This is a genomic window from Trinickia caryophylli, assembly GCF_034424545.1.
Classification (GTDB): domain Bacteria; phylum Pseudomonadota; class Gammaproteobacteria; order Burkholderiales; family Burkholderiaceae; genus Trinickia; species Trinickia caryophylli.
The window spans coordinates 568,376-588,978 of sequence record NZ_CP139971.1 but is presented as its reverse complement, the minus strand read 5'-3'; the positions used below and the strand labels follow the sequence as shown (position 1 = coordinate 588,978).

Genomic DNA, 20,603 nt, shown 5'->3' with positions numbered 1-20,603 from the left:
ATGATGGCGTTCGTTGCAATGCTGGGTGGGTGTCTGGCGATAGCGGGTTCGATGCCGGCGCGAGCATTCGATCCGCTGCTTGCGGAGCGCTCCGTGTCGACAACGCCGGCTGCGGACATGTTGAACGGAAGAATATGTAAGTTCGGTGAGCTGCCGAACCCGCTGCGCTTGCAAGATGTCGTCGAGCGGGCGATGTGCAGTCATGCGAAAACGCGCTTGGCTTGGGCGAACGTGAAAATTCAGGCTGCCGCGGTAGGGCAAGCGCGAGCGGCGTTTTTACCGACATTGAACGGCAGCTGGCAAGGTACGCATGACGTTACGAATAATCGTGTCAAAGGCTACCCACGGTTTGACTCCAGCTATCGGACCAACCTGCAAAGCGCGAACGTATCACTGAGCTGGGTGCTGTATGACTTCGGTGGACGATCAGCCGGGTTACGCGGCGCGGCCGAATTGTTGGCGGCGGCCCAGGCCAACCAGCTTGCAACGCTGCAAACCGTGTTTGCGACAGTCGCCAGGGATTTTTACGCGGCTCAGGCGGCGCAAGGGGCACTGACCTCTGCGCGAGAGGTGGAGCAAACGGCCCATTCGAGCGCGAAGGCCGCGGCCGCGCGCGTGAATAAGGGCGTTGCCGCAATCAGCGACCAATTGCAAGCGCAGACCGCCTATGCGGAGGCGGTTATGAATAGGACGCGGGCGGAAATTGAGTGGCAAGCCGCGCAGGGTACGCTCGCGTCCGATATGAGTCTCGCCCCTACGACGGCAATCAAGTTGCCGGATGTCAGTGACGGCGTGATGCCCGATACGGCATTTGCGGAATCGGTCGACGCGCTGATTGATGTCGCATTGCGGAACGCGCCAGGCGTGAAGGCTGCAAGCTCGAAAGTACGGGCAGCGCACGCAAAGGCAGCCCAGGTTCGCGCAGAGGGGTTGCCACGCGTAAGCTTGGTTGGCCAGTACAACTTCAATAACCAACCGACGAGCCTTCAGTCAGGCTTCCCGCCGCTGCCGGCAACGCATCGAGAATGGTACGTGGGACTGCAGCTCACCATTCCTATCTTCGAAGGGTTTTCTCGTTCGTATCAGGTGAAGCAAGCCCATGCGCAAGCCGAGCTGGAGCTTGATTCGCTCGACGAAGTTCGCCAGCAGGTCAGCCTTGACGTCTGGCGCGGATATCACTCGGTCAAGGGCGCGACGGACGCCCTCGGTCATAGCGCGACGTTACTCGCGTTGTCGCAACGCTCGCATGACGTGGCCATGCGGCGCTACCAAGCCGGCGTTGGGAGTATTCTCGAGCTCCTCAATTCCCAATCAGCGCTCGCCGGCGCAAAGCGGCAACGGATTCAAGCGCTGACCGACTGGAGAACGGCGCGTCTTCAATTGGCTGCGACGCTAGGCAGGCTTGGGATGTGGAGCCTCGACGGCGAACATCCATGATCCCGTTGTTGGGAAATAAGTCCTACAGCTGCGGACTCCGGTCGGGGCAGCGCGTGGCCGGCAGGACAAGAAGAATGTCACAGTTGCGCCCACGGTCAAGCAGGCCTACCCCCAAAGCGCTTCCGGCGCCAAGCGCTGAAGTCGCTCAGTTTCTCGATGAGTTCGATGCTTTCCTCGACACCGTCCGCGGTCTGGCGGGCGGCACACGCCGGAAGTATGTCCGGTTCGTGAGGCACTTCCTGCACGAATGGATTTCGGACGCTCCACTGCAATGGCAGCACCTGTCAGCGGATGCGCTTCGCGCGTATGCATGCCACGAGCTTTCATCGACGACACGACGGCCGTCGAATGCGCTATTCGTCGCGCTGCGGGCCATGCTGCGCTTCCTCGCCGTCAAGGGGGGGGCGCACCCGCGCTCGCGGGCGCCATACCGCGAGTCCGGCGCTGGCGTCACGCTACGCTGCCGGCGTGCCTGTCGACCGATGAGGTCGATCGCCGAAGTGACCAAGCTCACGCTCGACGACATCGACTGGGGCAACGGCGTTATTTGCGTCCGAGGCACCAAGTCGCGTCGGGACCGCGAATTGCCGCTGGCCCGCGACGTCGGCCGCGCGCTGCTGGCCTACATCAAACGGGAGCGGCGATCCTCGCCTTACTGGGCTATTTTCCTCGAAGCCACTCCACCATGGAGACCATTCGCGGACTCGTCGTCGATCTCTAAGATCGTTCGGCGGGCCATGACCGGAGCTAACCTTTCTTCAGCGCGCGGCGCATCTGCTTCGCCATGCCGCCGCGACGAACATGCTCAGGCAAGGGACCAGCTTCAAAGGCATCGCCGATGTGCTCGGGCATCAATCGCTGCAAAGTACCGCCGTCTACGCGAAGCTTGATCTGCCGGCGCTCTCGCGTATCGCCATGCCATGGCCGGGAGAGCACGTATGAAGGCCGGGGACCTGGAGAATCAGCTTGCCCAATACCTTGATCGTCGTGAGTCGTTGCGCTACCGGCAAACCCACCGCGGCGCACTGACGCGATTCGTGCGGGACTACGTCATCGAACATCCTGGTGAGCCTGTCCGGGCCGATTACGCGCTCGCGTGGATCACGCGGGTTCCCCGCGCGCCGCAGACACAGTCTGCTATTCTCGGTACGCTGCGCGGATTCCTACGCTTTGTGCAGCTCACCGATCCCGCCACCGCCGTCCCCGACAACCACCTCCTGCGATTCCCGATTCGAACTCCACCCTTCATCTGGAATGCGGAGCAACTGCGATCGATTCTGGAGGCGGCGGCAAACGTGAGACCGCGGGGCGGATTGCGTGCAAGTGCCTATGTCACGGTGTTGGGCCTGCCGGCGAGTTCCGGATTGCGCATCAGCGAAGCATTGCGCCTCGATGTCTTGGATGTGCATCTGGTCGACGCAATACCTCAACTCGACGTGCGGGAAACGAAGTTCAAGAAGTCTCGCATCGTACCTCTGCATCCGACCACGGTAAATCACCGGAGGCAGTACGCCGATCGCCGTGGCCACCGCTGCCATGCAAGGCAATCGAACATCTTCTTCGTGACGGACCGTGGACAGCAACTCGATCAGAAATACCTGGAGCGATGGTTCTCCGGCGTCACGGACAAGCTCGGCTTGCGCCGACCGGGAGGACGACGACCGACGTTGCACTCGCTGCGCCACACCTTCGCGGTGAATCGGCTTACGCAGTGGTACAACGCGCAGGTGCCCGTTTGGGACTTGATTCCGAACCTCTCTGTGTACCTGGGTCACGTCAGCCCAAGCGACAGCTACTGGTACATCTCGGCCACCCCGGGATTGCGCGCTGGCGCCTCGGACCGTTTCGCCATGTTTGCAACCTCGGGAGGAGAAGAATGAGACATACTCACGCCCTCGTCGCGCCACTGCTTCAGGAGTTCTTTGTCAAGCATCTGCTCGCGCATCGTGTCGTGGAAAAACCCGTTGACATTTCTGCCGTCCGCATAGACACTCAAGCGCATGTACACGCCCATTCACGCCGCCGCAATCATTAATCACCCGACGCATGCCTGGCATGGCGCAGCGTTGGGGGCGTACGCACGTTGAAGTTCAAACGAATGCATGACGAAGGCCCCCCGGAAACGGATGGGGCCTTTTTCTTTTGGTGGCTTCCTCCGTTTGCCGACTCAATCGACGGAGAGAAAAATGACCGAAAGAAGTCCGCAGTCCGAGTCCTTTGATTTATCCCAGAGCCGCTCGCCCGGCACCGGGCAGTTACTGAAAATCGTCGTTCACGCGAGCATTGCGCCCGATCGCACGGTGGCCTGGCGCATGTCCGTCGATAGCGATTTGCGTGTGCAGGCCGGCGTCGTATGGCTCACGCGAATGGGCTGCCTCGACGATTACTGGCTGCAGCCCGGCGATCTGATCCGCCTCGAGCGCCACGACCGGATCTGGCTCGGCACCGATCGTGGCGAGCCAGCCGACGTCACGCTGACGAGCCATCATGTTCAGCGCGCGGCGCCGCTGCGGCGTTGGCTCTCGCGGTTTCAGGCCTGGGTGGCCGGCGCGGGTGGCTTTCCGCTCGGCATTTGACGAGGCTCATGCTCGGCAGCGGTGGCAGGAAGATCGATCGTGACGCCGAGGCCGCACCCGCCGATGCCTTCCGTATAGCGAACGGTGGCGCCGAAGCGGGCCGCGATGCGCGCAACGATCGACAAGCCGAGCCCGCTGCCTCGCTGGCCGGTACCAACGACACGGAAAAAGCGGTCGCCGAGCCGTGCCCGGTCGGCCGGCGCGACGCCTGGACCATCGTCGCGCACGGCAAGGCTTGCGCTGCCGGCGGTACGCGAAACGTCGACCTCGACGCGCCCGCCGGGGCGCCCGTATTTGATCGCGTTATCGAGCAGATTGTCGAGCATGACGCGGATCAATTCGGCATCCGAATAGATTGCCACGGGCTCGCCGGGATGCAGCGTCATCGTCAGGTGCTTGCGTTGCGCATCGGTTTCACGCACGGTGAGGCACTGGCGCGCGACGGCGTGGAGGTCGACTCGCTCGAGCGGCGCGAGGACGGCCTCGTCGATGCGCGCGAGCAGCAGCAGTTCGTCGGCAAGGTGAGTGCTGCGATCGACGCCTTCCACCACACGCCGCATGGCAAGCGCCTTCACGTCGGGATCCTGTGCGGCCAGCGCGACTTGGGCCTGCACCTTGATCGCGGCAAGCGGGGACTTCAATTCGTGCGCCGCGTCGGCGGTAAAGGCGCGCTCGCGGTCGAGCGATTTGCGCACGCGCGCGAAGAGGCCGTTCAACGCGTCGAGCAACGTGCGGGCTTCTGTGGGCGTGCGCTCCAGATCGAGCGGCTCGAGATTGTCGGCGTCGCGCGCGCCGATGGCGGCCGAAAGCGCCTTCAATGGCGCGAGGCTGCTGCCGATGCTGAACCAGAGCAGCACGGCGAGCAGCGGCAAGGCAAAGGCAAGCGGGCGGGCAATTCGGTGCGCGACGCCTTTGACGAGGTCCCCGCGGTGCTTGGCATGTTCGAATACGCGTACGCGCCGGTTTCTGGATGCGTCGCGCAGCGCCATCACGCGCCATTTGCCTCGCGGCGATGCATGCGGTTTCGTTTCGGGCGATGACGCCAGCGCCTCTTCCACCTCGGTCGGTTTGAGGCCCGCGCTGACGGCGACGAGCGTGCCGTCCATCGTTCGCACCTCGAACAACAGTGGGGGGCCTTCGTGTTCGGCGCGATCGCCGTCTGCGTCGAGGGTGCCGTTCGCGGCGAGCGTCTTCAGATCGGCGGCATCGAGCAGGAGCAGCATCTGCGCGGCCTGTTCGAGCCGTGCATCCTGCCACTCGTTGGCCTCGTGCGTGGCTTGCCGGTAGCTCGTTGCGAACGTGACGATCCAGACGAGCGCGACGCTCAGCAGCGTCAGCACCACGAGGCGGCGGCGAATCGAGAACGTCATGGCGCCTTTTCCATGAGGTAGCCGACTCCGCGAATCGTCTTGATCAGATCGTGGCCGAGCTTTTTGCGCAGATTCGAAATGTGCACTTCGATCGCATTGCTTTCGATCTCCTGGTGCCACCCGTAAAGCGCTTCCTCGAGCCGCGCGCGAGAGAGCGGCATGCCCTGGTGGCTCAGCAGTTCGACCAGAACCGTGCATTCGCGCGCAGTCAGCGCGAGCCGCTCGTTGTCGCGCGTGACGGCGAGTGTGGACGGGTCGACGGTGAGGTCGCCGTAGTGGATCTGCTCGACGCTGCGGCCGTGCGCCCGGCGCAGCGGGGCCCGGCAGCGGGCGATGAGTTCGCCGAGGTCGAACGGCTTGCCGAGATAGTCGTCGGCACCGGCCGCGAGGCCGTCGATGCGGTCGGCAACGGTCGCGCGGGCGGTAAGCACGAGCACCGGAACGTCGTTGCCTCGTGCGCGCAAGCCTTTCAGCAGTTCGATGCCGGCGAGCTTCGGCAAGCCGAGATCCAGCACGAGCAGTTCGTAATCGGTCGTGGCGAGGGCGGTGGCGCCCTGCCTGCCGTCGCGCGCCCAGTCGACGGTAAAGCCGGCCTGTTTCAAGCCGGCCTCGACGCCGCTGCCGATGAGATCGTCGTCTTCGACGAGCAAGATGCGCATGAATCGTATTCCTATGGATCCTGTTCCTGGGTGCCCGTGGGTCGTGCGGGTCGTGCTGATCGTTTCGGCGATCGGCGGGGGCGCGCCTGCCGCCACGATGCGGCTTTGTGGCGAGTGTAACGCGGGCGGGCAGCGTGCCGGTGTGCCGGCTCGGCTGGCGTCGCACGGGTGCGCATTGCGTTGACCCAGGTCAACGCAGCGCCCGCGCTCGTTCGTAGACTGAAATCCGCGAGCGCGCCGCGCTCCGGCGTATGCATGCAATGCCGTGCATGGCGCGCCACAGCGAGTGCCGCGATTCGCCCGCTTTTCCGTTACCTTTGCGCGCACGATTTCTCATTCGTCAGTTCATGCCTCACCTCTCCCGCCTGACCGACCGCATGCTGCTCGCTCTGGCTGCCACGAGCCTGGCGGCGGGCCTGGCCGCCCATGTCCTCGAACACGCCGAATGGGCGAAACCGATCTGGATCGCTGGCGCCGTGCCTGTGCTGCTCGCGCTGTTGGTGTCGGTTGGCCGGGCGCTCGTGCGTGGCGATCTCGGCGTGGACGTCGTAGCCGTACTCGCCATTGGCGCGGCGATATCGCTCGACGAGGCGTTGACCGCCTCGGTCATCGCGGTGATGCTCGGCAGTGGACGCGTTCTTGAAGGCCTGGCCGAGGCGCGCGCTCAGCGCGAGATGACGGCGCTCCTGAGCGGTGCCCCGCGTCGGGCGACGCGATTCGAGAACGGACAATGGTACGACGTCGAGCTCGACTCGGTACTCGTCGGAGACCGGCTGCTCGTTCGTCACGGCGAAGCCGTGCCGGTCGACGGCTCGCTTGCCGGCCCCGCGCAGTTGAACGAAGCATCGATTACAGGCGAATCGGCACCGCGGCGCAGGCAGGCCGGCGAACGGATATGCAGCGGCGTACTCAACGCGGATGCGCCGTTCGAGATGATCGCCACGGCGACTGCGCGCGACAGTACGTTCGCGGGCATCGTCAAAATGGTGCGTTGCGCGCAGGCGCAGCGCAGCCCCGCGACGCGGCTGGCTGACCGCTACGCGCTTGCGTTCGTCGGCGCCACGCTGTTGCTGGCGGGCACCGGATGGATCGTCACGGGCGACGCGATGCGCGCGTTGGCGGTGCTCGTCGTGGCAACGCCATGCCCGCTGATCCTGGCGGTGCCCGTGGCGGTCGTTTCCGGTCTGGCTCGCTGCGCCCGCCGCGGGGTGCTCGTCAAAAGCGGGGCGGCGCTCGAGCGCCTGGCTGTGGCAAGGGTGCTCTTTTTCGACAAGACCGGCACGTTGACGAGCGGCGGCGCGCGCCTCGTATCGATCGACTGCGACAGCGGCTGGCGAAGCGAGGACGTGCTGAGACTGGCCGCGTCGCTCGCCCAGGCATCCAATCATGTCATGTCGGAAGCCGTCGCGATGGCGGCGCGTGCGCGCAATCTGCCGCTGTCCGTGCCGTCGCTGGTGAGCGAAAGCGCCGGCGCAGGCGTAGCGGGCGTCGTGGACGGGCGTGTCGTCTCGATTGGTTCGTACGCCTACGTATCGTCCGGTGCCGCTGCCATGCCCTGGGCTCAGGCGATATTGCGGCGCACTGCGTCCGACGGCGTCTCGGCCGTCTTCGTCGCCGTCGATGGCGCCGTTGCCGGCGCGATCGAGCTGGCCGATCGGATTCGTCTCGAGGCGCCGCGCGCGTTGCGCCTGCTGCGGCGAGCCGGAATCGAGCGGCTCGTCATGCTGACCGGCGACCGGCGCGACGTGGCCGAGACGGTCGCGGCGATGCTCGGCGTGACCGAAGTCCATGCGGAGCAAACGCCCGCCGACAAGCTGGCCGCGATCGAAGCCGCACGCCGCGACAAGGTGGTGGTGATGGTTGGCGATGGCGTCAACGATGCGCCGGCGCTGGCGGCTTCCGATGTCGGCGTGGCGATGGGCGCCCGCGGCGCGGCGTCGTCATCCGAGGCGGCCGATGTCGTGCTGCTCGTCGACCGCCTCGATCGTCTGGTGGAGGCGCTGCGCACGGCGCGGCGCTCGCGCCGCATCGCAATCGAGAGCGTGACGGCAGGCATGGGATTGTCGGTCGCGGCGATGCTGGTGGCGCTGTTCGGCTATTTGACGCCGATTGCCGGCGCGGTGCTGCAGGAGCTGATCGACGTGGCGGTCATCGTCAACGCATTACGCGCATTGCGCCCGGGCGCGGATTGGTCTGCCGCCGGTACATTGGCGGGCGCGGATGCGGCCCGCATGCATGGCGAACACGTGCGGCTCGACCCGCTCATCGCGCGCATTGCGGCGGTGGCGGACAGCTTGCCGCGATTGTCGGGCCGGGAGGCGGTGGCACAACTGACTTCATTGAGCCAGGCGCTGGACGCGGAACTGGTGCCGCATGAGCGCCGCGATGACGTCGAGGTGTATCCGCAACTTTCACAGCTGCTCGGCGGAGACGACCCCATGGCGGCGATGAGCGCGATGCATCGTGAGATTTTCCGTCTCACGCGGCTGCTGGGCCGGATGACGGCCGATTTGCCGCCCGGCGGGCCGGACCCTGTCATCGTGCGCGAACTGCAGCGGCTGCTTTACGGGCTCGATGCGATCGTCCGCCTGCATTGCGCGCAGGAGGACGAACTCTTTCATGCGCTGGGCGACGAGTCCGCGCTCGTGCTATGAGGGGCGCGCGCCGAACAGCGTATCGAGCTCGGCGCCGGAGGCCGCATCCGCGAATCCGTCGAATCGTCCAGCCGCCAGCGTTTGAGCGGCACGCATGAATGCGCCCCATGCCGCGCGGGCGAGCGCGCCGCCCACGCTCACGCGGCGTACGCCCATGACAGCCAGGTCGTGCAGGGTGAATTCGGACGTGGCGCCGATCAGCACGTTCACGGGCTTGGGCGCGACCGCGGCCACAACGGCTTCGATCTGTTCGCGCGTGCGGAGGCCCGGCGCGTAGAGGCAATCCGCGCCGGCGTCCGCGTAGGCGCGAAGCCGGGCAATCGCATCGTCGAGGTCGTTCACGCCCACGACGAAATTCTCGGCGCGCCCGACCAGTAATGTGTCGCCGCCGGTCTCGTCGATGGCTTGCCGCGCGGCCGCTATCCGCTCGGTGGCCTCTACGAGCGGATAAAGCGGCGAGGCCGCGTCCCTGCGCGAATCCTCGATCGACAGGCCCGCGAGGCCCGTCGCAACGGCGAGCTTGACGCTTTCGGCCACGCCGGCCGGATCGGCGGCGAACCCGTCTTCGAAGTCGGCATTGACGGGCAAATCCGTGGCATCGACGATCGTGCGCAGATGGGCGAGCGCCGCATCGCGCGAGAGCGAATTGTCGGATTGGCCCGTCGACCATGCGATGCCCGAGCTGGTCGTCGCGATCGCTTTGAAGCCCAGGTGCTGCAGGTAGCGGGCGCTGCCGGCATCCCACGGATTCGGCAACATGAAGCAGCCTTGCGCATGCAGGGCACGAAACACTGCGCGCTTATTGGCGGGGGAGCGAGCCATGGCATATTTCCTTCTTCTTGATTGGCGGGAAGGGCACGTCGCGAGCCGTGCCCGCACTGCGTTCGGACTACGGCGCTTTCACGGTTTGGGACCGACGAGGTTCGCGTCGCGCGCGAGCTGCCATTGACCGGCCGCATTCTTGTGTGCGAGCGTCAGCGTGTAGCCGGCATGCCTGATCGGTTCGGCGGTACCGGGCGGCCAAACCCGGATATCGATACGGTTGCGCATGAACGCCCAATCGCCGACTACCCGCAACTCGAGGATTTCGGCGGTACCTTCGATGCGCATGCCCTGCTGGGCTTGCGAGGCGGCGGCGAACGCCTGCTTGCCGAACGGCTCCCGATCGGGGGTCATGAATACCATGTCGTCGGTCATGAGGCCGAGTAGCGTCTGCGTATCGCCTGCCTTGCTGGCGGACATCCAGGTGTCCACCAGCGCGCGGATCGCGTGTTCGTCTTCCGTCATTGCCGTCTCCTCCTGATGCATTGGCAGGGTTCGCGCCGATTGTAGCAAGCGAGCGCCGGCGGCATAAGGCATGCGCCGATCTGAGACAATGCGGGCTCGAGCCGGGATCCATCCCCCAAGATCGAAGCAACGGAAAGGTATCGAATGAAAGATGTTCAACTCTCGCATTCCATTGGCGGGGTGCGGATCCGCGCCTCGGCACCGGACGATGTAGCCGCGGTGCAGGGCATCTACGCCCATTACGTGCTCAACAGTCTTTCGACGTTCGAGGAAGTGCCGCCGTCCGTCGACGAGATGGCCGCGCGCCGCGAAGCTGTTTTGCTGGCGGGCCTGCCGCACCTCGTGGCGGAACTCGACGCTCGCGTCGTGGGCTACGCGTATGCCACCGCCTATCGGTCGCGCGCGGCCTATCGCTTTACGGTGGAAGATTCCGTCTATGTCGCGCCCGGCATGGCGGGGCGCGGCATCGGCCGCGCGCTGCTTGCCGCGCTCGTTGCGCAATGCGAAGCGGGCCCTTGGCGGCAAATGCTGGCGGTGGTCGGCAATAGTGCCAACGCGGGTTCCGTCGCGCTTCACGAGAGCCTCGGGTTCAAACGGATCGGCACGCTCGAGGCGGTCGGCTTCAAGCTGGGGCGCTGGGTGGATACCGTCCTGATGCAGCGCGCGCTCGGCGATGGCGCGAACCGCTTGCCGGACGCGGCCACGGGAAGCAACTGCTCGTAGCGGGCGCCGCGCGGCACGGGTTTCAACGATTCACGCTCCGGATGGTTCGATCATGCCCACGCCATACGCAGAATCGGTGTATGCGCGCCTTGCGCGCGCCGAAGACGAGGTCAAGCAGATCCGGCTCGCGCACATGCGCTGGATAGCGAACGGTTTGCTGGCGGCCGTCACGCTTTTGTATGCGATGTCGGTGGTTTTTCGTGCGAGCAGCCCCTGGTGGGCTTACATCGGCGCGTTCGCCGAGGCCGCGATGGTGGGTGCGCTGGCGGACTGGTTTGCCGTGACAGCGCTTTTTCGGCACCCGCTCGGGCTGTCGTTCGTGCCGCACACGGCAATCGTGCCGAAAAACAAAGACCGCATTGCCGACAACCTCGGCCAGTTCGTGCAGGGCGAATTCTTCTCGACTGAGCGAATCACGGCGGTCATCAAGGAGGCGAAGCCGGCGGCGCGGCTCGCCCGATGGATGGCCGACGAGCGCCATGCCGAGATGATCGGCGCGATGTTCGTGAAACTGCTCGGTTACGGCCTGACCATGCTCGACGACGCCACCGTGCGCGCTTTTTTGCACAAGGCATTGGCGGGGCGATTCGGCGAGCTCGATCTGTCCACGCTCGGCGGGCGTATCTTGCACGGATTGACGCAGGACGGACGGCATCAGGCGGTGCTCGATCAGATGCTCGCCGCGGCGAGCGAATATGCCAACGACGCAAGCGTCAAACGCGGCATCGCGCGCTTTTTTGCCGAGAAACTTCCGCTTTATTTCCGATCGCTGAAAGACAAGACGGCCACGTTCGCCATAGAAAAATTGGTCGACATGCTCGGCGAAGCGCTATCGGAAGTCGAGCGGCAACCCGATCACCCGTTGCGGGTCGAATTCGACCGGATCATCGCGAACTGGATCGAGCGGCTGCAATCGGATCCGGATTTGCGCGAGAAGATTCGCCACTACCAGGTTCAACTGGCGTCGAACGATGCGCTGACAGGTTACGTCGATACTCTTTGGAAGGACATCAGCACCTGGCTCAACGACGATCTGCGCAGCAATCATTCGATCGTCGCGAAGAAGCTTGCCTCCGTGGTGGCGGCGATCGGTGCGACATTGCAGGACGACGCCGGCATGCAGCTCGTCATAGACAACCAGATCCTGCTCCAGGTCCCGCCTTTGCTGGAAGGTTTGCGGCCGAAGCTTGCGATGTTTATCGCGAGCAAGATGAAGGAGTGGAAGGAGCACGAGGTGGTGCAAAAGCTCGAGCTCAACATCGGCCGCGATCTTCAATTCATCCGGCTCAACGGCACGCTCGTTGGCGGATGCGTCGGCCTGGGCATTCATCTGCTGACCATGATCGGCCACCGCTGAGCGTAGCGACAGGTGCCCGCGCACGAAGCGTTGACGTGAATCAATGCGTCGCGGGCAGCGCAGCCTAGGCTTTGCCAGTGAGTCGTGCGATTGGAGCACGGCGAGACCAAAAAAAGGGGGCAGGGGCATGCAATGGCAATGGCGTTGGACAGGCACGTCCCGCAAATATGCGGGGACGATGCGCGTGGCGACGGGCCCATGAGCGACGCGCGCACCGGCATCGGGCATCGAAGGCGAGCGGGATGGCTGAAGCCCGTTGGCTTCAGCGCGCTAATGGCGATTGGCGCAACATGGCTGGCCATTCTTTACGAGCATCCGGTCGACGACTCGATCGTGCAGGCGATGTCGGACCCGCGGTGCGAAGTCGTGCGTCGCATGCCGGCGGGGGCGCTGCTGGCGGTTTCGCCGCCGGACGACGACCGCTGCGTATCGTTCTACATGTACCGTGTCGTTTCCATGCATACGGCCGACGACGAGCAAACGTATGTCGCCTCGGTCGGCCAGGAGCGAATCGCGCAATTCTGGCAGCTCGTGCGTCCCGTGATGGCTCTGTGGGCGGTGTCCGTCGGCGTCTTCGCGGGCAGCCTCTGGCTGGCTCGGCGGCTGCTCGGGCGGCGCGGGTGACGCATTGCCGCCTGAGGTGCGATCAAAAAAAACGGGCGGTGCAATCACCGCCCGTCATTGACAGCGATCGGCCTCGAAGCCAGCCTTATTTGTCGCTGGCGTCCTTCACCTGCGGCAATGCGGACGATTCGCTCGGCGCGAGCAGGCCCACTTGCGAATAGATGCGCAGCTTGTCGCGCGTATCGGTAATGTCGAGATTGCGCATCGTGAGCTGGCCGATGCGGTCGCGCGGCGTAAACGTCGACGCCACCTTTTCCATGGAAAGCCGCTCGGGCTGATAGGTGAGATTCGGCGAGCGCGTGGCCAGAATCGAGTAGTCGTTGCCGCGGCGCAGCTCGATCGTCACTTCGCCGGTGATCGCGCGTGCGACCCAGCGCTGAGCCGTTTCGCGCAGCATGATTGCCTGGGGATCGAACCAACGCCCTTGATAGAGCAAGCGGCCGAGACGCCGGCCGTTGTCGCGGTACTGCTCGATGGTGTCCTCGTTGTGGATGCCGGTGACGAGGCGCTCATAGGCGATATAAAGCAGCGCGAGCCCGGGGGCCTCGTAGATGCCGCGGCTCTTGGCTTCGATGATGCGGTTTTCGATCTGGTCGCTCATGCCGAGGCCGTGGCGGCCGCCGATCCGGTTGGCTTCGAGCAGCAGTTCGACGTCGTCGGCAAAGCTGACGCCATTGAGCGCGACGGGACGGCCTTCCTCGAAGCGCACCGTCACTTCTTCGCGAGCGATCTGAACGTCGTCACGCCAGAAAGCGACGCCCATGATCGGGTTGACGATCTTGATCCCGCTTTCGAGACTTTCGAGGTCCTTCGCTTCGTGAGTGGCGCCGAGCAGGTTCGAATCGGTCGAATAAGCCTTTTCGGCCGACATCTTGTATTCGAAACCGGACTTGCGCATGAATTCGGACATTTCTGCCCGGCCGCCCAGTTCGTCGATGAACGTCTGATCGAGCCAGGGCTTGTAAATCCGCAACTCGGGATTCACGAGCAGGCCGTAGCGGTAGAAACGCTCGATGTCGTTGCCTTTGTAGGTGCTGCCGTCGCCCCAGATGTTGACGCCGTCTTCCTTCATCGCGGCCACGAGCATCGTGCCCGTGACGGCACGCCCGATCGGCGTGGTATTGAAGTAGGTGACGCCGGCCGTCGAAATATGAAATGCGCCGCATTGGAGTGCCGCGATACCTTCGGCGACGAGCTGCGCGCGGCAATCGACGAGCCGTGCGTTTTCGGCGCCATATTGCATGGCGCGTTTCGGAATCTGGTCGTAATCGTCTTCGTCGGGCTGGCCCAGGTTCGCCGTATAGGCAAACGGCACGGCGCCTTTGAGCCGCATCCAGTGCAGCGCGGCGCTGGTGTCCAGGCCGCCCGAGAAGGCGATGCCGACTTTCTGGCCGACCGGGAGGGATTCGAGAATCGTAGTCATGAGCCTAACCGTTCAGTGAGATCTGGAGCAAAAACCACGATTGTACGTTGATCTGCGGCGCGCGAGATCGGCCGGGCAGTCCACGCAACACAGAATTGGACGGTGCGCCGCGAAATGCGCCTGCGCGGCGTGCGCAACGGCAGCGTGGCTGGGGGAACTCAATGTAATTTAAATGAAAGGTTTGCGGGGAACGGCGGACGGAACATCGGGCATGCGCGATGCGAACCAATAGGGGCGCCACCACGCCAATTCCGGAGCATTCAATGACTACCATGGCTATTCGTCAGTCCGATACCGAGGTGCAGGTCGACCAGACCCTCTATGCTTTCTCGCGGAAGGACGATGCAGACGCTTTTCAACGCTGCGCGGCCGATACTTCCGTGGACGGTTGCTGTCGCAGCTACCCGCCGCTTTCCGCGCGGCCGGCCGCTGCGGAGCGGACGCCCGACCATCCCGAGACGAGCGATCTGCCGGATCGGCACGGCACGCGCAATGCGGGGGCGCCCGCGACGTCGCAGCCCGAGGCGTTCGTTCTGGACGCGAACGGCTGGATTCCGAACAATGAGAGACTGCCCGTGCTGCTTTATCGCGGCGCGATTGCGCTTGACGGCGCCGCGGATGTGGCCGTGCCGTTCGAGCAGCGGTTCACGCGCAACGGCTGGCCATCGCAATGGCGCGACGGTGTCTATGACTTCCACCATTTTCATCCCGCGACCCACGAAGTACTTGGTTTTGCGCGAGGCTGGGCGCGGCTCGTACTCGGCGGGCCGCCGCCGCTCGGGCGCGAACTCGAAGTGAGGGCGGGCGATGTCGTCGTCCTGCCGGCTGGCACAGGGCATCGCCGGATCGAAGCCAGCGACGATTTTCTCGTGGTGGGCGGCTATCCGCCCAACCAGGACACGGGCATCAGCCGCACCGCAGTAGGCGAAGAGCAACGGCAGGCGATGCTGCGGACGTCGTTTCCTCCGAGCGACCCGGTGGCAGGCCCCGGCGGTCCCCTGACCCGCTTATGGGCCCACCCGCAATAGTCCGTCTCGAGCGCGGGGGGCCATCGTGCCCCCCGCGCATCACACAAGCGCCGCTGCCGGTTCCGCTGTGACGAATCCCGCGAGGAACAGCGCATGCGCCAAGGTCAGCGAGCCGTCCAGCCCGAGTGACGATGCGAGATCCCGAACGAGAAACGATTCGCCGCGCGTAATGATTTCGATCGCTTCGCCCGCGTAATCGGGCACTTTCATCGATTTGCCGTCGAACATCAGCGCGATCTGGCCTTCCTCGCGAGAAACCTCGAATCGACCGGGCGGTAGCCTATACAGGCGCGTATCCGTGCCGATGGTCGACGCATGAGGGGTGAAATGCCCTCTTCGCTTGATCGTGCCCGGTAACACCTTCGCTTTGAACGAATCGACCACCGCCTGCGATTCGACCGCGGCCTGGAGCGTGCCGAGGATCTCGCCGAGCGTCGATGCCAGCTGCGCGGCCGACTGGGCGGAGTTGGCGAAGCCGGGAGGCAACGCCCGACGCAGATCGAGACGCTCTTTGCACGCCGCCAGCGCTTCCGCCAACAGCTCGACCCATGTGTAGACACTGATGCCAAGCGTGACGTGAGCCGAATGGTCATCGCTCGTGAGCGTGTCGTGGACATAGCCTCGAGGCAGGTACAGGAGATCGCCGGGCATGAGGTCGATTTCGAACATGGGTGGCGGCAGCACGTATCCCGCTGGCGAGAAGGGTTGGGTATGGTGCGGAAGCAAAAGGGGCGGCTCGTATATCCGCCAATGCTTGCGGCCGTCGATCTGCAGGATGAACACTTCGTGAGCGTCGTAGTGCGCGCTGAAACCCGCCGTACCGCCCGGCGTCAAATAAAGATTGGTATGCACCACGTGATTGAGTTCGGCCTCCATGGCGGCGCAAAGTCTGTTCAGCGGCGCCCATGTCCGATGGAGGGCCGGCAGGATCACCGTGGCTCCGGTGCGATAGTGCGCATATACGACGTCGAGGTCGGGGACGCCGCGAAACAGATCGTCGCCGTAGTGCATATCCGTCGAATAGGTGTCGGGCGCAAGGTACCGGCCGCCTTTCGCGAGCCGGATTCCTGGGTGGCGGATATCCTGTTCGGCCAGCATGGTTTCGACATCGGTCGCCGAAATCAGTTGTGCATAGTGTCTTTGCTGGTCCCTTGCGAGATGCAGCGGCTTCGTTTCCCAGTAATCCGAAAAAAACTGGTCCGCGCTGAGCGGGGCAATCAGATCACGGAACGTGAATTGGGCTGCATTATCCATACGGAATGACCTATTCAAAAAGATTGGTCGGGCCGGCATGTCCGGCGCGCGATGGGCCAGGAGATGCCTTCTGTTTGTCCGGATGCGCGATGGCACCCGTCCCGCCCCTGTCGGGACGCAGTCCTCCGTCAGAACAAATGAAGCGTTGCGGCCGCCCCCCAGGCGAGATTCGGACTCCGCCCCCTGCGCCCCAGAACGCTTCGCAGGCGTACGAGCCCGTATCGATCGCATTCGCACATGCCGCTGCGTAGTCAGAACCATGACTTTCGCGTTGCGTCGGCCCGCACAGGCGGGATCAAGCGTGCACACGTCATTTGCGCTCGAGCGCCCGGCAGGCGCGACTCGAGCGCGTGGAGCCTCTGAATCAGCCGTGGTTGGTCGGGAAATCCGTCAAGCCTTATACGGCGCCTTGCCGAGATCCTGCGCGAGGTTGCGGCTGAGGTCCTGCGCCAGATTGCGGCCCAGATCCTGAGCGAGGTTGCGCCCCAGGTCTTGAGCGAGATTGCGGCTCACATCGGTGGCCATGTTGCGCGCCAGATCCTGAGCCAGATTGCGGCCCACATCGGTGGCCGCATTACGCGTTACTTCTTGCCCGAGATTTCTGCTTAGATCGCTGGCGACGTTACGCGCAAGATCCTGTGCGAGGTTGCGCGAGATGTCGTGAGCGAAATTGCGGCTCAGGTCGTGTGCGAGATTGCGTGCCAGGTCTTGAGCCAGGTTTCGGCCCAGGTCCTGGGCGAGGTTGCGAGACAGGTCCTGGGCAAAATTCCGCGCCAAGTCTTCCGCCAGGTTGCGCGCAAGGTCCGTCGACAAGTTCCTGGCGAGATTTGCGGCCGGATCGCTTGTGCCCAATTCGGAGACCTTCGAGCTCGATTCACTCATTTTAAGCTCCTTGATTTAAATCGGCATATAAAAACCGAGAAACACTGGGTTTATGGGGCGTAAGAATGTTCTGTCTAATATGCTGGTCCCCAAAAGCCCTCCCCCCGCGCCGGTGTCTTATATTTCATGTTTCGAGCCGGGTGATTGAAAGTGTGTGCGGGGCCAATAAACGGTAGCACAAGCGGATGGAATTTCAAGAGTATGGCGGTGCCGGCGAGGTGCTGAAAATCGGCTTTACTTTTTATGCGTCGATCCTATCCTTGCAGAGCGATACTTCACGTCGCATTCACGCAATGAAGGAGAAAGGAAATGGAAAAGAGTTATTCAAAGGATGACGAATTTCAGAGCCGCGAAAAACTCGTCGAGGTCAAGAAGCGCTTGCACGAGGGAAAACTGAGCGCCGAAGATATTCAGCAGCTCGAGGCGATCGTGAGAGCCACCGAGCGTGCGGCATCGGCTTTGCGCGCCGCCGTTGTCGAATAACACTGTCGATTTTTCGCAGGCGCCGCAGCGCATGGGCGTCTGCGACATGGAAGAAATGCTATGGAGCTTCGCCGGACGGTCCCCTTCCTTGGAAACGTTTTTGATCGGCACGTTTTCAGAATCGATAATCTACTGATCGGTCAGGGCGAGGCGCCCCGACGGGAAATCGTTAGCCGGATCGGGCGCACGCTGGACCTGCGCCTTATCGATCGCGATATTCCGTTCGAGGTGGCGGAGGAAATTATCGAGGAGCAATTCGGCGCCGCGATGGATTATCTTTTTTCTCATCCTGTCTGGGAGTGTTTCCGTTCCGGAGAGAATGCCGTCGAGCCGCTTCTTGCTTATCTTATTGAAACGCGACACTATCTCGAGGCTGCTCCGGCCCGCATGGCACCAGGCGTTTCATGCAGTTATCCCGACAGCGAGGTCACTGAGATACTTGCGCGCCACCTGCTGGAAGAAAGCGACCATTCGATATATTTCGAGCGCGCGCTCGAGACGTTGGGGGTATCTGCCGAGGCGATTCGATCGATCCGCCCGGACCCGCGCACGATTGAACTGATTCACCTGATGCGCGACGTGGCAACCCATGATCCGCTTTCCGCCGCGGTATGTTCAGGGCTGCTGGAATCGACCGCGAGCGATCGCGATGTCGTATTGCGATGGCACGAGATGCTGGTGGCGCGAGGTCTTTTGCATGAGCGCACGGTCGCGGCATTCAAGCGCCATGTGACGGTTGATCATGAGCTCGGTCACGGTCAGACCTGGCGCAACGTTTTGCGTGCGCTCGGCCCGACCGTTCATTCCGACCGATTGGCAACCGCGTTGAATGCCAGTACGCAGGTAGCCGAGATGCTGTATCGCTGGTTCTCCGCGTTCCAGCAGGGAAGTTCCGGCATGGCCGTGCTCCTGCTTTCTCAGCAGGACACGGCTGCTGCCGGGAGAGGCGATGAATCGGCCGCTTATCGCGACCGCTTCTGGTCGGGCATTCCGGTGTGGCCGGCAAGCGTCCTGCACGCAACGGCTTATGCCGCGGATCACTCGTCTGCTGTCCGGGCGGCGCTGTCGAGCATGGTGCTGCTGGAAACGCCATCGGTCACGCCTGTCCCGGCGGCGCTTGGCGAGCTTGCCGCCTCCGGCTGGCAACCCGATGCGAAGCCCGTGCCGGCCCACGCGCGAGAGTGGGTGCGTCTGATCGATGGCCACCGGTTGTGGGATCTCATGCTTCATGCGAAGGGCGAGTCTGCCGTTGCGCTTTCGACCGGTTGGATCGCCGAGAACATTGTCTATCTGCGGGCTGCGGCAAGGCACAACGCCAATGTAATCGCGTCTTGCCCCGACCGGCGCATCAGGAACTGGATGGTCCACCACATGAAGGAAGAGCAGGGGCACGCGTCCATTCTGGAGCGTCATCTGCCGGGGGGCACCGACCTGGCGGCGTGGCGCCCGCTTCCCACCACCCGGGCGTTCGTCGGCGCATTGGTGGATGCGGCGCGGGTCAACTGGAAAGCCTACTGTCTCGCACAGATCTGTCTGCAAGGCTCCTTGCGCGACAACAGCGACGCGTTCTACGAGGCGGTCTCGACGACGTCCGCGCAAGCCGCGCAAATCATTACCGGGATGCGCGACCACGACCACATCGATCGGGATTGCGGACACTGCGACGATGCGGAGGAGCTTGCAGCGCTCCTCAGTGCCTACCCGCTGGAGCCGATGACGCTGGAGCATGGCGCATTGATCGGACAACTGGCCTGGAGCTTTCTTGATGGAATCGCCGATCATTATGTCCACGAGGCCTCGGTGGCGCAGCGAATCGGGTGGGTCGGCTAGGCGTCCGGAGCTCCTTGATGCGCTTCGCTTACGCGGATTGGATCAGGACGCGCTGGCTGCGCTCGAGACGGTTCTGGACGATCGCGCCCAATTCGAAAAATTGCTCCGGGCCACCTGGGACTCGCGCATGCCGGCCGCTACCTGGCGGCGAATGCTTACCGCCGAACTGCTCGAACTGAAGGCGTGGTCGTATCGGAAACTGATGGCTTGCAATGCGGCTCCACCGAAACTGGACAATGCGGGCCGTGTGTTCTCGCTATTGCCGGGATACGGGTTCGCGTTGCATACCATCCGTCGCGCCTTGCCCTTCGCTTTTCTAGGCGTTCCGGTTACCTGCGCGTTCAGTCGGGACAATGTTGGCTCGGGCGCACGAGTGGTTGCGGGAATCGCAGCAGCGCTCGGAGTAAAGGAAGCACTCAATGCCGCGCAAACCGATGCCGCCACGCTGCTGGGGTCGCTGCCGCCGCGGCGGATCGCGCTGGCTGTGGTCACGGGCCGGCGACAAACGGTTGCCAACGTGAGTCGGATACTGGGCGCGGAGCGTGTGGTGGGCTGCACGGGACGGTGCGCGATAGAAATTCGCGACGGCCGCGACTGGGAACCAACAGCATCTTCGCGCATGGGGCGCAGCTGTACCATCGTACGCGCGTCGTTCGTCAAGGAAGGCTCGCGTTGGCGCGGCAGGCACGCCGTGTGGGATCCGCTTGTCGTCGTCCGCCGGCTGCACCCATCGGTCATCGTGGACAGGACGGGCACACTGGTCGATACGATCGGGGGCTACCGGTGCATCCAGCCCGATCGAGGTTTGAATCTCAGCGGTTTTGCCGCCGATCCGCAGTTCGGTTGGCCTGGAGATTATCTGCTTGCGCTTTGAGGACCGATCGGTTCAAGAACAGGCAAACGCGGCCTTGCGTCCCGCTTCGCCAGCCAACGGCAGCGCTGCGCGCGTTCGCATAGCGCCACACACGTCGGCCGGGCAGTGCGAGGCCGACCGGTACGCATAGTCATTGGGCGCA

At 63.8% G+C, this 20,603-nt stretch carries 21 protein-coding genes and 1 pseudogene; 15 read left to right on the top strand and 7 right to left on the bottom strand.

All coding sequences use genetic code 11. From position 1 onward, the window contains the following. The 5 genes and pseudogenes from U0034_RS21875 to U0034_RS21860 all read left to right on the top strand — a co-directional run bounded on the left by U0034_RS21875 (window position 1) and on the right by U0034_RS21860 (window position 4,013). Window positions 1–1,437, top strand: coding sequence for a TolC family protein (locus U0034_RS21875; protein ID WP_102622888.1), 1,437 nt, complete (start codon window positions 1–3; stop codon window positions 1,435–1,437). Then, window positions 1,434–2,183: pseudogene (locus U0034_RS21870) on the top strand (site-specific integrase); the annotation flags it as partial. The gene U0034_RS21875 and the pseudogene U0034_RS21870, both read left to right, overlap by 4 nt. Window positions 2,184–2,238: 55 nt before the next feature. Then, window positions 2,239–2,379, top strand: coding sequence for a site-specific integrase (locus U0034_RS29265; RefSeq protein ID WP_085224837.1), 141 nt, complete (start codon window positions 2,239–2,241; stop codon window positions 2,377–2,379). Beyond that, entirely contained in the window at window positions 2,376–3,317 is a 942-nt protein-coding gene (locus tag U0034_RS21865; protein ID WP_158243482.1) for a tyrosine-type recombinase/integrase, read from the top strand. Before U0034_RS29265 ends, U0034_RS21865 begins: the two co-directional genes overlap by 4 nt. Before the next feature lie 306 nt (window positions 3,318–3,623). Further along, window positions 3,624–4,013 carry a DUF2917 domain-containing protein gene (locus U0034_RS21860; protein ID WP_158243483.1) on the top strand — a complete coding sequence of 130 codons (390 nt, stop codon included), beginning with the start codon at window positions 3,624–3,626 and terminating at the stop codon, window positions 4,011–4,013. On the opposite strand, the gene U0034_RS21855 is transcribed toward U0034_RS21860, so the two are convergent. Further along, the gene (locus U0034_RS21855; protein WP_085224843.1) at window positions 3,968–5,383 is read right to left on the bottom strand and encodes an ATP-binding protein; all 1,416 of its coding nucleotides are present in this window, start codon (window positions 5,381–5,383) and stop codon (window positions 3,968–3,970) included. The genes U0034_RS21860 and U0034_RS21855 overlap by 46 nt on opposite strands. Next, window positions 5,380–6,042 (bottom strand): response regulator, encoded by a 663-nt coding sequence (locus U0034_RS21850; protein WP_085224845.1) that lies wholly within the window; start codon window positions 6,040–6,042, stop codon window positions 5,380–5,382. The genes U0034_RS21855 and U0034_RS21850 overlap by 4 nt, the downstream gene beginning before the upstream one ends. On the opposite strand from U0034_RS21850, the gene U0034_RS21845 reads away from it, so the two are divergent. Together U0034_RS21845 and U0034_RS21840 are read left to right on the top strand one after the other, a co-directional pair. Further along, a complete protein-coding gene (locus U0034_RS21845; RefSeq protein ID WP_139831112.1) occupies window positions 6,041–6,226 on the top strand; it encodes a hypothetical protein in 186 nt (61 codons plus the stop codon). The two genes, U0034_RS21850 and U0034_RS21845, sit on opposite strands and share 2 nt — an antisense overlap. A 163-nt stretch (window positions 6,227–6,389) precedes the next feature. Further along, complete coding sequence (locus U0034_RS21840; protein ID WP_085225451.1) at window positions 6,390–8,696, top strand: heavy metal translocating P-type ATPase; 2,307 nt, start codon at window positions 6,390–6,392, stop codon at window positions 8,694–8,696. On the opposite strand, the gene U0034_RS21835 is transcribed toward U0034_RS21840, so the two are convergent. Together U0034_RS21835 and U0034_RS21830 are read right to left on the bottom strand one after the other, a co-directional pair. Next, window positions 8,691–9,518 (bottom strand): isocitrate lyase/PEP mutase family protein, encoded by an 828-nt coding sequence (locus U0034_RS21835; RefSeq protein WP_085224847.1) that lies wholly within the window; start codon window positions 9,516–9,518, stop codon window positions 8,691–8,693. The genes U0034_RS21840 and U0034_RS21835 overlap by 6 nt on opposite strands. A gap of 78 nt (window positions 9,519–9,596) precedes the next feature. Further along, window positions 9,597–9,983: a YybH family protein gene (locus U0034_RS21830; RefSeq protein WP_085225454.1), complete on the bottom strand. Its 387-nt coding sequence runs from the start codon at window positions 9,981–9,983 to the stop codon at window positions 9,597–9,599. A 144-nt stretch (window positions 9,984–10,127) separates the two neighbouring features. Between U0034_RS21830 and U0034_RS21825 the strand changes: the two genes are divergently transcribed. From U0034_RS21825 to U0034_RS21815, 3 genes are all read left to right on the top strand, one after another. Then, the gene (locus U0034_RS21825) at window positions 10,128–10,706 is read left to right on the top strand and encodes a GNAT family N-acetyltransferase (protein WP_085224849.1); all 579 of its coding nucleotides are present in this window, start codon (window positions 10,128–10,130) and stop codon (window positions 10,704–10,706) included. 52 nt (window positions 10,707–10,758) lie between these two features. Further along, on the top strand, window positions 10,759–12,063 hold the full coding sequence (locus U0034_RS21820) for a DUF445 domain-containing protein (RefSeq protein WP_158243484.1): 1,305 nt from the start codon (window positions 10,759–10,761) through the stop codon (window positions 12,061–12,063). Between the two features lie 198 nt (window positions 12,064–12,261). Then, window positions 12,262–12,687: a hypothetical protein gene (locus tag U0034_RS21815; RefSeq protein WP_085224854.1), complete on the top strand. Its 426-nt coding sequence runs from the start codon at window positions 12,262–12,264 to the stop codon at window positions 12,685–12,687. Between the two features lie 85 nt (window positions 12,688–12,772). Here U0034_RS21815 and argG read toward each other — a convergent pair whose 3' ends face one another. Continuing rightward, window positions 12,773–14,110, bottom strand: a complete 1,338-nt coding sequence (gene argG, locus U0034_RS21810; protein ID WP_085224856.1) for an argininosuccinate synthase — start codon at window positions 14,108–14,110, stop codon at window positions 12,773–12,775. 263 nt (window positions 14,111–14,373) lie between these two features. Between argG and U0034_RS21805 the strand changes: the two genes are divergently transcribed. Continuing rightward, window positions 14,374–15,138 carry a hypothetical protein gene (locus U0034_RS21805; RefSeq protein ID WP_327197074.1) on the top strand — a complete coding sequence of 255 codons (765 nt, stop codon included), beginning with the start codon at window positions 14,374–14,376 and terminating at the stop codon, window positions 15,136–15,138. 39 nt (window positions 15,139–15,177) lie between these two features. Here U0034_RS21805 and U0034_RS21800 read toward each other — a convergent pair whose 3' ends face one another. Together U0034_RS21800 and U0034_RS21795 are read right to left on the bottom strand one after the other, a co-directional pair. Next, window positions 15,178–16,623: a cupin domain-containing protein gene (locus U0034_RS21800; RefSeq protein ID WP_158243485.1), complete on the bottom strand. Its 1,446-nt coding sequence runs from the start codon at window positions 16,621–16,623 to the stop codon at window positions 15,178–15,180. A gap of 159 nt (window positions 16,624–16,782) precedes the next feature. Then, window positions 16,783–17,274 (bottom strand): hypothetical protein, encoded by a 492-nt coding sequence (locus tag U0034_RS21795; RefSeq protein WP_085224860.1) that lies wholly within the window; start codon window positions 17,272–17,274, stop codon window positions 16,783–16,785. Window positions 17,275–17,459: 185 nt separating this feature from the next. On the opposite strand from U0034_RS21795, the gene U0034_RS21790 reads away from it, so the two are divergent. From U0034_RS21790 to U0034_RS21775, 4 genes are read left to right on the top strand one after another with little or no spacing between them, the layout of a single operon-like run. After that, a complete protein-coding gene (locus U0034_RS21790; RefSeq protein WP_158243486.1) occupies window positions 17,460–17,609 on the top strand; it encodes a hypothetical protein in 150 nt (49 codons plus the stop codon). Then, window positions 17,584–17,757, top strand: coding sequence for a hypothetical protein (locus U0034_RS21785; RefSeq protein ID WP_158243487.1), 174 nt, complete (start codon window positions 17,584–17,586; stop codon window positions 17,755–17,757). The genes U0034_RS21790 and U0034_RS21785 overlap by 26 nt, the downstream gene beginning before the upstream one ends. A gap of 60 nt (window positions 17,758–17,817) precedes the next feature. Further along, on the top strand, window positions 17,818–19,587 hold the full coding sequence (locus U0034_RS21780; protein ID WP_085224862.1) for a thiaminase II/PqqC family protein: 1,770 nt from the start codon (window positions 17,818–17,820) through the stop codon (window positions 19,585–19,587). 37 nt (window positions 19,588–19,624) lie between these two features. Further along, the gene (locus U0034_RS21775) at window positions 19,625–20,461 is read left to right on the top strand and encodes a hypothetical protein (protein WP_085224864.1); all 837 of its coding nucleotides are present in this window, start codon (window positions 19,625–19,627) and stop codon (window positions 20,459–20,461) included. Window positions 20,462–20,603: the final 142 nt, after the last annotated feature.